Origin of the sequence: Marinobacter pelagius, assembly GCF_900114925.1 — a bacterium.
GTDB lineage: Bacteria > Pseudomonadota > Gammaproteobacteria > Pseudomonadales > Oleiphilaceae > Marinobacter > Marinobacter pelagius.
The window spans coordinates 245,612-259,263 of record NZ_FOUR01000006.1 but is presented as its reverse complement, the minus strand read 5'-3'; the positions used below and the strand labels follow the sequence as shown (position 1 = coordinate 259,263).

The 13,652-nt window shown below is 61.0% G+C and carries 12 protein-coding genes; 5 read left to right on the top strand and 7 right to left on the bottom strand.

Features of this window, described 5'->3' with window-relative positions; translation table 11 throughout:
- The first annotated feature begins 6 nt into the window (after window positions 1–6).
- A complete protein-coding gene (locus BM254_RS13440) occupies window positions 7–762 on the top strand; it encodes a pseudouridine synthase (RefSeq protein WP_092004599.1) in 756 nt (251 codons plus the stop codon).
- On the opposite strand, the gene BM254_RS13435 is transcribed toward BM254_RS13440, so the two are convergent.
- Window positions 729–2,216, bottom strand: coding sequence for an amidase (locus BM254_RS13435; RefSeq protein ID WP_092004596.1), 1,488 nt, complete (start codon window positions 2,214–2,216; stop codon window positions 729–731). The genes BM254_RS13440 and BM254_RS13435 overlap by 34 nt on opposite strands.
- A gap of 143 nt (window positions 2,217–2,359) precedes the next feature.
- On the opposite strand from BM254_RS13435, the gene BM254_RS13430 reads away from it, so the two are divergent.
- Window positions 2,360–2,968 carry a methyltransferase family protein gene (locus BM254_RS13430; RefSeq protein ID WP_092004593.1) on the top strand — a complete coding sequence of 203 codons (609 nt, stop codon included), beginning with the start codon at window positions 2,360–2,362 and terminating at the stop codon, window positions 2,966–2,968.
- 18 nt (window positions 2,969–2,986) lie between these two features.
- On the opposite strand, the gene djlA is transcribed toward BM254_RS13430, so the two are convergent.
- Window positions 2,987–3,766, bottom strand: coding sequence for a co-chaperone DjlA (gene djlA, locus BM254_RS13425; protein WP_092004590.1), 780 nt, complete (start codon window positions 3,764–3,766; stop codon window positions 2,987–2,989).
- Window positions 3,767–3,816: 50 nt separating this feature from the next.
- Entirely contained in the window at window positions 3,817–6,645 is a 2,829-nt protein-coding gene (locus tag BM254_RS13420; protein ID WP_092004587.1) for an HD domain-containing phosphohydrolase, read from the bottom strand.
- Window positions 6,646–6,729: 84 nt separating this feature from the next.
- Between BM254_RS13420 and alkB the strand changes: the two genes are divergently transcribed.
- The gene (alkB, locus tag BM254_RS13415) at window positions 6,730–7,380 is read left to right on the top strand and encodes a DNA oxidative demethylase AlkB (protein WP_092004585.1); all 651 of its coding nucleotides are present in this window, start codon (window positions 6,730–6,732) and stop codon (window positions 7,378–7,380) included.
- Window positions 7,381–7,391: 11 nt separating this feature from the next.
- Here alkB and BM254_RS13410 read toward each other — a convergent pair whose 3' ends face one another.
- Window positions 7,392–8,672: an MgtC/SapB family protein gene (locus BM254_RS13410; RefSeq protein ID WP_092004582.1), complete on the bottom strand. Its 1,281-nt coding sequence runs from the start codon at window positions 8,670–8,672 to the stop codon at window positions 7,392–7,394.
- Between the two features lie 238 nt (window positions 8,673–8,910).
- On the opposite strand from BM254_RS13410, the gene BM254_RS13405 reads away from it, so the two are divergent.
- Together BM254_RS13405 and cfa are read left to right on the top strand one after the other, a co-directional pair.
- A complete protein-coding gene (locus BM254_RS13405; protein WP_092004579.1) occupies window positions 8,911–9,762 on the top strand; it encodes a universal stress protein in 852 nt (283 codons plus the stop codon).
- Window positions 9,763–9,984: 222 nt separating this feature from the next.
- Entirely contained in the window at window positions 9,985–11,097 is a 1,113-nt protein-coding gene (cfa, locus tag BM254_RS13400; RefSeq protein WP_092004576.1) for a cyclopropane fatty acyl phospholipid synthase, read from the top strand.
- Between the two features lie 10 nt (window positions 11,098–11,107).
- On the opposite strand, the gene BM254_RS13395 is transcribed toward cfa, so the two are convergent.
- Genes BM254_RS13395 through BM254_RS13385 form a run of 3 tightly spaced genes read right to left on the bottom strand, consistent with a single transcriptional unit; the run spans window position 11,108 to window position 13,462 of the window.
- Window positions 11,108–12,301 (bottom strand): BaiN/RdsA family NAD(P)/FAD-dependent oxidoreductase, encoded by a 1,194-nt coding sequence (locus tag BM254_RS13395; protein ID WP_092004573.1) that lies wholly within the window; start codon window positions 12,299–12,301, stop codon window positions 11,108–11,110.
- A 43-nt stretch (window positions 12,302–12,344) separates the two neighbouring features.
- The gene (locus BM254_RS13390; protein WP_092004569.1) at window positions 12,345–13,148 is read right to left on the bottom strand and encodes a PhzF family phenazine biosynthesis protein; all 804 of its coding nucleotides are present in this window, start codon (window positions 13,146–13,148) and stop codon (window positions 12,345–12,347) included.
- A complete protein-coding gene (locus BM254_RS13385) occupies window positions 13,145–13,462 on the bottom strand; it encodes a hypothetical protein (protein ID WP_092004566.1) in 318 nt (105 codons plus the stop codon). The genes BM254_RS13390 and BM254_RS13385 overlap by 4 nt, the downstream gene beginning before the upstream one ends.
- Between the last annotated feature and the right edge of the window lie 190 nt (window positions 13,463–13,652).

The window sequence follows — 13,652 nt, the reverse complement described above, 5'->3', positions numbered from 1 at the left end:
GGCAAGATGAAAGGTAACCCGCTCCTGGAGTTGTACCGCGACGAGCAGCTGCTGGTGGTCCACAAACCTGCCGGCCTGCTCGTTCATCGCAGTCCGATCGACAAACATGAAACCGAGTTCGCCCTGCAGTATGCCCGCTCGCTGAACGGGGGCGAGCATGTCTATCCGGTGCATCGTCTGGATCGGCCCACGTCGGGAGTCATGGTGTTTGCCCGGGATCCGGAGACCGCCCGCAGCGTCGGTCTGGCCATGATGTCCGGGGAAGTGAGCAAGACCTACCTGGCCATGGTTCGTGGCTGGCCGCCCGGTGAGGGGGAAATTGATCACCCGCTGCGGGAGGAGCCGGAAGACCGGCGGCTCAAAGGGCAGGAGCAGCCGGTCCGGGAGGCCCGGACGCGGTACCGAATCCTGGCCACCACCGAGATCCCGGTGGCTATCGAGAAATATCCGACCAGCCGCTACGCCATGGTGGAGCTGTATCCGGAAACGGGACGTAAGCACCAGTTGCGCCGGCACATGAAGCACATCAGTCATCCCATCATTGGCGATGCCAATCACGGGCGCGGGCGTCACAACCGTTATTTTGCCGAGCGTTTCGGGGAGGGACGGCTGATGCTGGCCGCCACACGGATGGCTTTTGTCCACCCCGTGACCGGCAACCTGATGACCTTCGAGGCTCCGCTGGAACAGAGTTTTCTGCAGGTGATGTCGATATTCCCGGGCTTCCGTTACCCGCCGGCCGATGCGGTTTCTTCCGCCTGAACCTGTCGAGCCTGCTGCCAGAGTGTCGGCCAGGGCTGCTCCGCCTCAAGGGCAAAGGCGAGGTCCAACAAGGTGGCCTCGCCGCCGTGCCTGCCCATCAACTGGACCGACACCGGCAGGTTGTCTTCTGTCAGCCCCGCCGGCAGTGAAATGGCCGGTGCGCCGGTAGCATTGGCCAGAGGGGTGAAGTTGACGTATCGGGTGAGCCGGTCGAACAGGGTCTCGAAGGGCACATCGGGGCTCAGATAGCCCAGGGGCGGCGTGGTGTGGCCCAGCACCGGGGTCAGCACCGCGTCATAGCCGTCCATGGCCCGGGCATAGTCCTTCGTCGAGCGCCTGAGCCGCCACAGGGCGCCGGGTAAACGCCAGAAGTTGCGTTTGAACATCGTCGCCAGGCCATTGGTGAGGCCGTCCACCTTGCGCTTGTCGAATCCCGGGTTGAGCAGTTTGTGGCCGTTGGCCTTCACGCCAAAGGCAAGCAGGGCCCAGTACAGGGCAAAATCATCCGGGAAGCTCTCAGGCACCGGCACCGCAACGGGAACCACCTGATGGCCCAGGCGTTCCAGTCGCCGGGCGGTCTCCTCCACGGTTTTCCGGGTCGTATTGTCGGTCCGGTGGCCATTGATCGAATCGACCACCAGTCCGATCCGCAACTTTCGGCCGGAGGGGCCGTCAACCCGGCCCACACGAGGCAGTTTCGGGTTGCGGAACCAGAGTTCGGACTCGGCCAGGAAATTCGCGGTGTCCCGCACCGAACGGCTGACAATACCATCGCTGATGATGTTGATGGGCAGGGAGTGAACCGCATCGTTGTCCACCAGGCGGCCGCGGGTGGGTTTGAGCCCCACCAGGCCGCAGCAGGCAGCGGGGATACGGATCGAACCGCCGCCGTCATTGGCGTGGGCCACAGGCACCACGCCGGCAGCCACCAGGGCGGCGGAGCCACCTGAGGAAGCGCCCGTGGAGTAAGCCAGATTCCAGGGATTGCGGGTCGGTTCGGCGTGGGCCGGTTCCGTTGTCGCGTTGAAGCCGAACTCGGGCAGCGAGCTCTTGCCCAGGCACACGTACCCCTGAACCAGCAGCTGCTGGGCAAAAGGGCTGGTGGCCTTTGCGGTGTTGTCGGGGATGGCTGCCGAGCCGTGTCGGGTGGGCAGCCCGGCCACGTTGAGGTTGTCCTTGATGAAGGTGGGCACGCCCCGGAAGAACCCTGGATTGCCGCCCGGGCGTTCATTGTCCAGGCGCCTGGCCGCGTCCAGGGCCAGATCATAGTTCTCCGCCACCACGCCATGCAGCCGTGGCTCGACCAGCCGGGCCCGCCGGGTCGCCGCTTCGGCTACCTCGGCATTGGAGACTTCCCGGCGGCGGAGTCTTTGCGCCAGCCCGGTGGCGTCGTCATGGCCGAGGGCGTCATCGGAGAAGGCGTGGACACGCTCTGGCAGGTCTGGGCTGGACATGGGATAAGCTCCTTGAGAATTCTTCTGCAACTCTATCCCAATCCCTAACGTGACGACATGTCATTTCAGGTAGTAAAAAGACACTTTTCATCAGTGGTTTCAGATAATAAGCTTGCAGATCAATTCTGCAGTAAGCGCACCTGATGGATCTTATCGAACCGCTGGTCAGGCATTTCCTGGGCATCTTTTTCCTGATGATCGGCCTGCAATTCGCCGGCCGGACGCTCGGGCTCTATGACCGGCTCAAGTTTTCCCATATCAGTTATGGCAAGCGTGGCTCCGCGCCCTGGTGGCACCGCCATACCTTTAACCTGTTCCGTGCGGCTATCCTCGGCGTGTGCGTGGTGCGCGTGTTTGCGGATATTGATCCGTGGTTGGGAGTGTTTGGCCCGCTGTACCATTGGCCGGTGTTGCTGGTGGGGATGCTGTTGCTGCTGGCGTCCTTTGCCGGCATAAACTACCTGCAGGCCTACATGCATGAGGACTGGCGCTCCGGCATTGACGCCGGGGGAGGACGCCAGAAACTTATCACGGAAGGCCCGTTTGCCCGCAGCCGAAATCCGCTGTTCCTCGCCGTCATCACCGGCCAGCTGGGCTTCTTCCTGGCATTGCCAAGCGTCTTTTCGCTGGTTTGCCTGATCACCGGGGTCACGGTGATCATGAGGCAGGCGAGGGAAGAGGAGAAGGCATTGGCACGGCAGTTCGGTGATGCCTATGAGCATTACCGGAACCGGGTGCCACGCTGGTTCTGAGGGTTCAGGAGTCTCTGATTAACCCGCTTTCTTGCGGGCGTCCTTGATCACGTCGTAGGCGTGGCTGATCTCGCGGGTACGTTCTTCGGCCATTTCCCGCATGCTCTCGGGTAGTCCCTTGCCGGCGAGTTTGTCCGGATGGTTTTCACTCATCAGTTTGCGGTAGACCTTCTTGATTTCCTCGTCACTGGCGGATGGTGATACACCCAGTGCCTTGTAGGCATCGTCGAGCTGGTCGCTGGTGGAGCGCTGGCCGGCGCCCGCCTGGCCTGCATGGGCACCGCGCAGCATGGCTTCGAGCTGGTCGACCTGGCTTTCCGGCAGTCCCAGCCGGCGGGCGATACGCACCAGCATCTGGTGCTCTTCCGGATGGACCACGCCGTCGGCAGCCACCGCAGACACCTGTACCTGGAGAAACATCTGCAGCAGGGCCGGTTGGCGTGCGCTCAGGCGCATGAACCGGTCCAGCTCGGCATCCAGGTCAAAACCCTCTGATTTGCCCCGGTTGAAGGCCTGTTTGGCAGCTTCCCGCTGCTTATGATTGAGCCGGAACCGAGCGAACATGGACTCGGCCATCTGGATCTCGTCCCGGGTGACCACCCCGTCAGCCTTGCACAGCGCCCCCATCACTGCGAACACCGACTCCAGGAATCCACTCTGGATGTTCTGGAGTTTGCCGATCAGGCGGGCCTTGGCGCGGTTGAACAGAAACGCGCCGATGGCGGCACCGATGAGAAATCCGGTGAATTTTCCGAATGCATAGCCAATCAGGCCGCCGATAATGATTGCAAACAGCATCAGGTTGTCCTTGCTCCAGCGAAAATACGACTTGAGAATATACGTGTTTTTCAGTTCCGATTCATGAACTGGCTTTCATCCACCTGATCGATCTGTTCCGGTCGCAGGTGTTGCTCACCATAGCGCAGGTAGGTACCGGAGCACACAAACAGCTCAAAGGTCTCGCGATCGATGTGGCCGTTATCCACCATGCCCGACATGATGGTCAGCGCCTGGGTCAGGGTCTTGCCTTCCTTGTAAGGCCGGTCGACGGCTGTCAGTGCCTCGAACACATCGGCCACAGCCATGATTCTTTCCGGGATACCCATCTGCTCGGCGGTCAGGCCGCAGGGATAGCCCTGGCCATCCATCCTCTCATGGTGGGTGCCGGCAAGGCGGGGCACATTGGCCAGGCGATCGGGCAGGGGCAGGGCGTCGAGCATGCAGATGGTCTGGACGATGTGCTCATTGATCTTGAACCGCTCCTCATCGGTGAGGGTGCCTTTTGCAACGGTCAGATTGTGGATTTCGCCCCGGTTATAGGCATATTCGGGCAGTTCCATGTCAAAGCCCCAGACATTGCGTGGGTCGTCCTTCTCAACCGGCGGGCGGTGATCCCCCCAGGGCTGGAGATGTCCTGGCTTGTCGGCCAGCAGGTGCTCCTCGGCGGGCAGGTCAGGCTCTGGCACATCGTCCAGTCGTCGCTGTTCGTCGGAGGACAGGCCCAGGCGGTCGCTGAAATGCCTTTGCCAGGTCTGCTGGCCAATGGCCCGGATGCGTTCGATATCCTCGTCACTCATGGATTCGCCGCCCCTGTTGGCCCGCGCCAGGAAGGCAAACTCTTCCTGCAGCCGTGATTGGACGTGGTCACGTTGCTGTCGGGCAACGCTTTCATCCCCGCCATCAAGCACGGCCTGCAGGCAGGCGATTTCCGCATCACGGTGTAGTACCTCGAATCGCGTGCGAATCTCGTGGATGCGGTTGTGCAGGGTTTCCAGCTTCACCGCCTTGTCCACCACGTATTCCGGGCTGGTGATCTTGCCGCAGTCATGGAGCCAGGCCGCCAGTTCGAATTCATGGCGTTCGTCATCGCTCATGGAGAAACCGGCAAACCGGCCCTCGTTGCTGGCCTCGGCTTCCGCCAGGATCATTTGCGCCAGTTTCGGAACCCGTTCGCAGTGCCCGCCGGTGTACGGGGATTTGGCGTCGATGGCGTTGGCCACCAGCCGGATGATGCCTTCCAGCAGGGCCTGCTGGCTCTCCAGCAACTCCCGTGTCTCGATGGCAACGGCGGCGGAACCGGCGATTTCATCGACAAAGACGATAAGATCATCGCTGAGGTGGGTGTGTTCTCCGTGCTCCATTTCGATCACCAGCACACCCACCAGTTTTTTCCGGCGGTTGCGCAGGATCGCGAACACCGGGTGGCCGCCTATATGCTGGCGTAGTTCGCGAATCAGGTCACTGTCGTCGATGCTGGTGTTGATGTTTTCGATGCGGTCCGGGAGTTCGGAGTGCTGGTCCACAGCCAGCCGCAGCTCCTGCTCCTGTTTGCTGAACAGGTAGATGCCACCGCGCTCCTGGCCGACGATGTGGACGATCTGTTCGAGGATATCCTGCAGCAGCTGGTTCAGATCCTGGCCCCGGTTCAGGACCGAGGCAATGTTCTGGAAGCTGCGAATGGTGCTGGACATGTCGTCCAGGGCCACGCCCAGCTGATGCGCTTCACGGATATGGGAGTCCGAGCGGACCTGGGTATCGAACCGGAAGCGGGACAGCCTGCCAACCTGTTCGGTCAGCCTCTCCAGGGGGCGCCCCACGCGCCGTCCGAGGAACCAGGCGACAACGAGCAGGGCGACACCAATGCCCCCGGCGATCAGGGTTTGCCGGGTCAGCGCGGCCCAGACATCGGCCAGCAATTCGTCCGAGGGAATGGCCACGGCCACCTGGAGCTGTTCGTCCGCCAGAGCGTTCAGTGGTTCGCGAATGCCATACCAGTTCCTATCTTCTGCGTTGAAAAGGCGGACCGCAGCACCGGCTACCGGCTGTCCACCCTGGTCCAGTACCGTTGAGACGATGTTGCCTGCTTCCGTCCGGCCGGAAGAATCGGCGAGCACCTGGCCCTGCTGGTTGACGATGGCAATGCGGGTGCCTGGTGTCTGGCGCAGCTGGTTCAGATGGCTGCTCAGGTCGGTGACGGTGACATCGATTCCGAACACGGCCGAACCAGCCCCGGAATCGAAGCCGGAGCTGCGGCGCGAGAGAGTAAGGCCGGTTTCGTGGGTGGTAAAGAACACATAGGGAGTGGAAAGCTCGGTCTTGGGGGAGTCTGCTGCCGCCTCGAACCAGGGTCGCGTTCTCGGGTCAAAGGTGTAGTCGGGCACCTCCCTGCGACCAATCAGTTTCATTCCGGCATCGTAGAACTGCCATTCACCGGTAACACTGCCGGCTTCCCGGGTAACGGACTGCAGCAGGTAGTGGGTGCCGTCAGGCGCATCCGGGAACTGCAGGGCTCCGGAACTGCGAACCTTGCGCAGCAGGAAGAAATCCCCGTCGCTCCAGCCGGCGTAGACAGCACTGACAATGTCGCTGCTTTGCAGTATGTCAGCCAGTACGTCGATCCGTTCAATCCGCTCGTCGTCGGTCTGGCTTGTGGCCAGGGGATCATGGCTCAGAACAGCAAGGGCCGTCGAGGGTGGGGCGGTGATGGCATTGATACGGTCGTCGACGCTGACAGCCAGCTGCCTTGCGGTAGCGCTGGCTGCCGAGACCTTGGCGCTCTCCATGCCATGGAAACTCTGCCCGAGCAGCACCAGGGCCAATACCAGCATGCCGGAGGTAATCGCCGAGGCGATCAGTAAAGCCAGGGAAATCTGGGCCGACTGGCTCTTGAGGTACATCGTTCATCCTTACTTGAAAACCCGGTTAAAAGGGTAGACTGTTTAGTCGGAACTTTCCGGTTTTTCCATACAAAGTCGTAAGTTATGACACTTGATCTGTTTGATGGCGAGGGCGTTGAACCGCGCCGGGAAACCATTGCCGAAGGCGCGGTGGTGCTTAGGGGATTTGCAGGAAAGGCGGGGCCGGGATTACTGGCCGCCATTGATCTGGTCGCCTCACAGTCGCCGTTCCGCCACATGCAAACGCCGGGTGGCCATACCATGTCGGCGGCGATGACCTGCTGCGGTGAGCTTGGCTGGGTCACCGATCGGCGGGGGTATCGCTACGAACCCCGGGATCCGGTCACCGGCCAAGCCTGGCCCCGGATGCCGGAGCTGTTTCTGAAGCTTGCGTCAGAGGCGGCGGCCGAGGCCGGCTTCGAGAACTTCGTGCCGGATGCCTGCCTGATCAACCGTTACCAGCCGGGGGCGAAAATGGGTTTGCATCAGGATCGGGATGAGCAGGATTTCAGCCAGCCCATTGTGTCCGTGTCATTGGGGCTGCCCATTGTTTTCCAGTTTGGCGGGCCCCGGCGCAGTGACCGGCCGGTGCGAGTGCCGCTCGGTCATGGCGATGTGGTGGTCTGGGGTGGCCTGGCCCGACGCCATTACCATGGGGTTCTGACCCTGAAGGCTGGTGATCACCCGTTGACCGGCGCTTGCCGTTACAACCTGACATTCCGGAAGGCCGGTTAGCTTTTTCCAGGCTACTGAAACCAGGCAACCGCAAGACCCGCCACCAGAGAAATCACCATCGGTCCGGCAACAAGCAGTCCCAGCCGCCGGTTACCTATGCCCCAGGCCATGCCCGATTTGACCAGGTTGTTGACGGCAGCGGCCAGGACGATCCCGACAACCGCAGTGCCCATTGCCAGGGAGTCGTTGGACATGCGGGTGAGTGACAGGGTGATGGCATCGACATCGGCGACACCGGAGCTGGCCGCCAACAGGTAAATACCGGCATCGCCGAGCCAGTTCTTCAGGAATTCCCCGAGCAGGAGAATGGCGGTCAGCAGCAGGCCGAACACCAGGGCTGAAGTCAGATCCAGCGGGTTCTGGTTCAGGGTCGGCTGGGAAACTTTCAGTTTCTCCGAGTTGCGACGCCAGATGACCAGGGCCGGACCATAAAGCAGGGCTGTCATGATCACAACCGGCCAGAACAGCAGTGGCAGCAGATCGCGGTTGATGACAAAGCAGTACACCAGGATGCGGGGAAACATGGTGCCGCAGGCGATCAGGATACCGGTGGCAAACTGCGGGCTCAGTTCCGGATTACGGGCTGACTGCCGGGCGAAATGCAGGGTCAGTGCCGTGGACGAACTGAGCCCGGCAAACAGGCTGGTAAAGAGGATGCCCTTGCGGGTGCCTGCCACCCGGATCGCGAAATAGCCGACGAAGGAGATGGAGGCAATCATCACCACCATCCACCAGATTTCACGGGGGTTCAGAACCCCTCCGGGCCCCATGGCTTCGTTCGGCAGCAGAGGCAGCATCACGACCGAGATCAGCAGCAGTTTCAAGGCTGCGTCGAGTTCATGAGCCTTGAGTTTGTTGACCCAGCCGTGAATCTCTTCCTTGTTGTCCAGAATGATGGCCGTCACCACGGCTGCTGCTGTCGCCATGACCGGGTCCACGACCACTGCGATGGTGCCGAAACAGAACGTCAGCACCATGCCGACCATGCCTGTGATGCTGAAGTTGCGGATGTGCTCCAGCCGTTCGCTATAGGCAACAATGGCCATAGCCACGACACAGACCAGCAGGACCGGGAAGGCCCATTCGGTGATCTCCCGTGCCAGTACCCCCGAGACGCCACCAAGCAAACCGATAAGGGCAAAGGTTCGGATTCCGGCGATGCGCTCCCCGGACTTCTGTTCCCGGGCATCCCACCCCCGTTCCAGGCCGATAATGGCACCGAGGAGCAGGGCTACCGCAAGGTTGATGATGGTCTGGTTGGACGTGATGAACTGGCTCGCTACGTCATCCATGTGTGGGCAGGAACTCCGGGTTTTGCTGTCGCTGGCGATTAATTCGACGGGCTTTTTTCAAGAGTTTTACTGTAATGGCAGGTGTTTGCAAACCCGCCCGGTGGTTCTGTTGATGCGGCTCACGTCTGTCCCGATAAATGCCGGGATTTGTTTGACTTCGAACAGGCGGCAGATAAGGTGGTTATTGGCATGAAACGGACACAAAAACGATCATAACGATCCCGGAGGCGAGGTAGACATGTTGAATGTAGTGGCCTGTATCGATGGCTCCCGCGCGGCTCCGGCAGTGTGTGATTACGCAGCCTGGGCAGGGCGGCACATGGATGCGCCCCTGGTGCTCCTGCACGTTCTGGACCAGGAACGTTATCCGGCGGAACCGGACCTTGCCGGCAGCATCGGCCTTGGTAGCCGGGAACACCTGCTGGATGAGCTGGCAGATCTGGATCGCAAACGGGCAAAGCTTGCACTGGAGCACGGCCATCACCTGCTTGACGAGGCGGAGCAGCGTGTCAAACAGGCCGGCATTGCCGACGTGACCAAACGCCAACGCCACGACGAGTTGACTGAATCCCTGCTGGCACTGGAGAACCAGACCCGCTTGCTGGTCATGGGGTTGCATGGCGAGAGCAGTTCGGACCGGGACATTCACATCGGCAGCCAGCTGGAGACCGTAATCCGCAGTGTCCATCGGCCGATCCTGCTGGTGCCGGATGAATACGCCGAGCCGAAGAGTGCGATGCTGGCGTTCGATGGCAGCGCGACTGCATTCAAGGGTGTTGAGCTGCTGGCGGGCAGCCCGGTATTGAAGGGCATGCCGCTGCATCTGGTGATGATTGGCCCCGATACCAGCGATCGGTGGGAGCAGCTGAAAAAGGCGGAAAGCATGCTTTCGGGACTGGAGAGCGAGATTACCCTTGCGATCCGTGCCGGCGATGTTGAACCGGCCCTGCATCAATACCAGCAAGAGCACGATATCGACATCCTGGTGATGGGGGCTTACGGCCACTCCCGTATTCGTCAGTTCCTGGTGGGCAGCACCACCACAACCATGCTCAAGACTGCAAAAAAGCCCCTGGTCATCCTGCGCTGATCTCATACCTTGACCTCTCTGCCGGGGTACACCAGCCCCGGCTATTGTTCTTATTGAGAAATTCAAACCCCGGCCTCCCGATTTTTGACTAAGGTTATCGTTAAGGAAGCTTTCTTTTTCACGGCAACCGTGTCGTCACGTTTGTTCTGGATCTGGAAAGGAGGAGCGGTTTTGCCTCAAGTTGCGTCGAACCAGCGTCTGACCAATCTGCGGGAACGGAGAATGCCCGCATCCGAGCGTTACATGGCGGAGTTGCTGACCGAGGCAGGCATTCGCCTGGACGGCCAAGCCCCCTGGGACATGCGGCTCAATGCGCCCGGTGTCGCCGACCGGGTGTTTGCCCGGGGCAACCTGGGGCTTGGTGAAAGCTACATGGACGGCGACTGGGAGTGTGACCGGCTCGACGAGTTCTTCCATCGCCTGCTCCGGGCGCGACTGCATCACAAGGTACGGCCTTCCCGCGTCATGTTTCATGCCCTCAAGGCAAGATTGCTGAACCGCCAGGATTCACGGCGGTCCTGGCAGGTAGGGGAGCAGCACTACGATCTGGGCAACGCGTTCTATGGCGCCATGCTCGACTCCCGGATGACCTACACCTGTGGTTACTGGAAAAACGCCAGCAACCTGGAGCAGGCGCAGGAAGCAAAGCTCGACCTGATCTGCCAGAAACTCAAGCTGGAGCCCGGAATGCGGGTGCTGGACATCGGCTGCGGCTGGGGCAGCTTCATGAGCTACGCCGCCGAGCACTATGGCGTGGAATGCGTCGGGGTGACCATCTCGAAGGAGCAGACCGCCTGGGCCCGTGACCGTTATCCGGACCTGCCACTGGAGTTTCGTCTGCAGGATTACCGGGAAGTGAACGAGAAGTTTGACCGGGTGGTCAGTGTCGGCATGTTCGAACATGTCGGGCGCAAGAACTACCGCACGTTCATGGATGTGGCCCATCGCTGCCTGAAAGAGGATGGCCTGTTCCTGCTGCATACCATTGGCAGCAATAACCGGTCCGGGGGCGCCGATCCCTGGATTGACAAGTACATCTTCCCCAACGGGGAATTGCCCTCACTGAGCCAGATCACCGATGCCGCCGATCGACTGTTCGTGGTGGAAGACCTGCACAACTTCGGCGCCGACTATGACCGGACCCTGATGGCCTGGTACGACAACTTCAAGGTGGCCTGGCCACAGTTCCGGGAGCAGCTCGGCAAGCGCTTTTACCGGATGTGGGAGTATTACCTGCTGTCCTGTGCCGGGGCCTTTCGGTCCCGGGATATCCAGCTGTGGCAGTGGGTATTGTCGAAAAATGGCCTGGAAGGCGGTTATCGTCGGGTCAGCTGATCAGCCGGCCTCAGGCCACATTCCCGGCGGCAACGCCGGACGCCCAGGCCCACTGGAAATTGTGGCCGCCCAGATGGCCGGTGACATCCACCACTTCCCCGATGAAGTAAAGATTCGGCCGGTCCAGCACCGCCATGGTCTTTGACGAGAGCTGGCGGGTGTCGATGCCACCCAGGGTGACTTCCGCGGTGCGGTAACCCTCGGTGCCTGCGGGCTTGATGGTCCAGTCTCCCAGGGTGTTTGCCACCTGTTCGATATCGGCGTTCTTGTATTCCTGCAGCGGGCCGGTCCAGCCGTGGAGTTCGTTGAAAGCGCTGGCAAAGCGTTTCGGCAGATACTCCGCCAGATACTGGGCGACGGTGGTGCGCGGTTTCTGCTTGCGCAGGCCCATCAGATCGTCCTCGATCTGTTGAGTCGGCAGCAGGTTGATACTGATGTCATCCCCCGGATACCAGTAACTGGAAATCTGCAGCATGGCCGGACCACTCAGGCCCCGGTGGGTGACCAGCATGGGTTCCCGGAAATGCTGGCGGTTGCATTCGGCATCCACCGGGCAGCTGATCCCGGCCAACGGTGCCAGCTGGGTTTTCAGCTCCGGCTGGAGCGTGAAAGGCACCAGGCCGGCACGGGTGGGGAGCACCTCCAGGCCGAATTGCCGGGCGATCTCGTACCCGAAGCCGGTCGCGCCCATGGTCGGAATCGAGAGCCCGCCGGTGGCAATCACCAGGGCTTCGCAGGTCAGTGGGCCACTGCCGGTTTTCAGTCGATAGCCCGCATCTGTTTCGCTGACGGCAGTGACGGCGGTCTTCAGTCGGATTTCAGCCCCGGCCCATTCGCATTCGGTCAGCAGCATGTTCAGGATATCTTTGGCGCTGTCCTTGCAGAACAGCTGTCCCGGGGCTTTCTCTTCGTGATCGATACCGTGGCGATCCACCAGTTCCAGGAAATCCTGGGGGGTATAGCGCTTCAGCGCCGATATGCAGTAGTGCGGGTTGTCGGACAGGAAATTGGCCGGCGTGCTGTTCAGGTTGGTGAAATTGCAGCGCCCCCCGCCGGACATGAGGATCTTTTTCCCGGGCTTGTTGGCGTGGTCGATCACCAGTACCCGGCGCCCCCGGTAGCCCGCGGTGGCGGCACACATGAGCCCGGCAGCACCGGCGCCGATGATGATTACGTCGTAGTGGGATGCCGAGGATGCTGTCATTACTGCCCGCCGGTGTGAGTGAACGGCGGGCAGTATATCAGTCTCAGGGCAGGTGTACGGAACCTTCCATGAAGAACGCGGCCTGGCCGGCGATATCGATCCGGTCACCTTTCAGCTCACAGCGCAGCAGACCGCCCCGGGCTGACAGCTGTCTTGCCTCGAGGGACGATTTTCCCAGCTGGTTTGCCCAGTAGGGCACCAGCACGCTGTGGATGGAGCCGGTGACCGGGTCCTCGTCGATGCCCGCGCCGGGGGCAAAATAGCGGCTGACAAAGTCGCAGCCCTCCCCCCGGGCGGTGACGATCAGTCCCTGATTGCCGAGGGTTTTGAGCTTGCGAAGATCCGGCTCGGCCGACCGGACCGCCGCTTCGTTTTCCAGTACCACCATGTAGTTGGTGTCGTTGGGCACGTAGAAGGCGGTCTCCGGAGCGCCCTCAAGGGCTTCATGAATGATCGCGGGTGTCTGGCGCTCCTCAAAGGCCAGGTTGGGAAAGTCGAGCACCAACCAGTCATTGTCCCTGCGAACGCCCAGATGGCCGCTCTTTGACTGCAGGATGATTCTCTCCCCGGTCCAGTCCAGCATGTTGAAGATGACCCATGCGCTGGCCAGCGTGGCATGGCCGCACAGGGGCACCTCCACCGTGGGCGTAAACCAGCGGATGTGGAAGTCGGCCTCATCTGCCTCCGGCAGCCGGACCAGGAAGGCGGTTTCGGACAGGTTGTTCTCCATCGCCAGGGCCCGGAGGGTGTCATCCGGCAACCATTGATCCAGAGGCATGACGGCGGCCGGATTGCCGCCGAAAACACGGTCGGTGAAAGCGTCGACCTGGAAGATCGGGTGCATCATCGGTTTGTCTCCTCGAGTGTGCGTCCAGCGTAATCATGAGCTTTGTATCTGGCAAACTGTTCCAGTTCGCCCTCGCTGTACAGGTGCAGCTCCGGCGTGGGGCGGCCGAGTGTCAGAATCCAGTGCCCGTGGCTTTCCCGGCGGATGGTGAACCCGAGGTCTTCCAGCCATTTCCGGGTGACTTCCGGCCGGATAGTGCCCAGGGGCAGGGTGGGTGAGGCCAGTCCCAGGAGATCCTTGCGGGTAGAGGCAGGGATGTCCGGGAGCAGGACAGGAACGGCTGAGTGCCGTGCAGGAACAATGGCGGATCCCATGGTGAAACTCCTTCTTCAATGAGCTTGTCATCATTGTCCTGCTTCGCTGACAGGCATAACAGATTCAGTTAATCTGTTTTTGAATCGGTACAGATGAGTCTCACGCGAGTCTGTACCGGTTCATTTGCTGCCGATCTGTACTGCCCCATTGCCGGACAGGTCTGGTGCAATAACAAGGGAGATACAAGGC

What these genes read in the sequence shown, in the direction of transcription:
- BM254_RS13440 (WP_092004599.1), top strand. Translation starts at nt 7, where the DNA reads ATGAAAGGTAACCCGCTCCTGGAGTTGTACCGCGACGAGCAGCTGCTG.
- BM254_RS13435 (WP_092004596.1), bottom strand. Translation starts at nt 2,216, where the DNA reads ATGTCCAGCCCAGACCTGCCAGAGCGTGTCCACGCCTTCTCCGATGAC.
- BM254_RS13430 (WP_092004593.1), top strand. Translation starts at nt 2,360, where the DNA reads ATGGATCTTATCGAACCGCTGGTCAGGCATTTCCTGGGCATCTTTTTC.
- djlA (WP_092004590.1), bottom strand. Translation starts at nt 3,766, where the DNA reads ATGCTGTTTGCAATCATTATCGGCGGCCTGATTGGCTATGCATTCGGA.
- BM254_RS13420 (WP_092004587.1), bottom strand. Translation starts at nt 6,645, where the DNA reads ATGTACCTCAAGAGCCAGTCGGCCCAGATTTCCCTGGCTTTACTGATC.
- alkB (WP_092004585.1), top strand. Translation starts at nt 6,730, where the DNA reads ATGACACTTGATCTGTTTGATGGCGAGGGCGTTGAACCGCGCCGGGAA.
- BM254_RS13410 (WP_092004582.1), bottom strand. Translation starts at nt 8,672, where the DNA reads ATGGATGACGTAGCGAGCCAGTTCATCACGTCCAACCAGACCATCATC.
- BM254_RS13405 (WP_092004579.1), top strand. Translation starts at nt 8,911, where the DNA reads ATGTTGAATGTAGTGGCCTGTATCGATGGCTCCCGCGCGGCTCCGGCA.
- cfa (WP_092004576.1), top strand. Translation starts at nt 9,985, where the DNA reads ATGCCCGCATCCGAGCGTTACATGGCGGAGTTGCTGACCGAGGCAGGC.
- BM254_RS13395 (WP_092004573.1), bottom strand. Translation starts at nt 12,301, where the DNA reads ATGACAGCATCCTCGGCATCCCACTACGACGTAATCATCATCGGCGCC.
- BM254_RS13390 (WP_092004569.1), bottom strand. Translation starts at nt 13,148, where the DNA reads ATGATGCACCCGATCTTCCAGGTCGACGCTTTCACCGACCGTGTTTTC.
- BM254_RS13385 (WP_092004566.1), bottom strand. Translation starts at nt 13,462, where the DNA reads ATGGGATCCGCCATTGTTCCTGCACGGCACTCAGCCGTTCCTGTCCTG.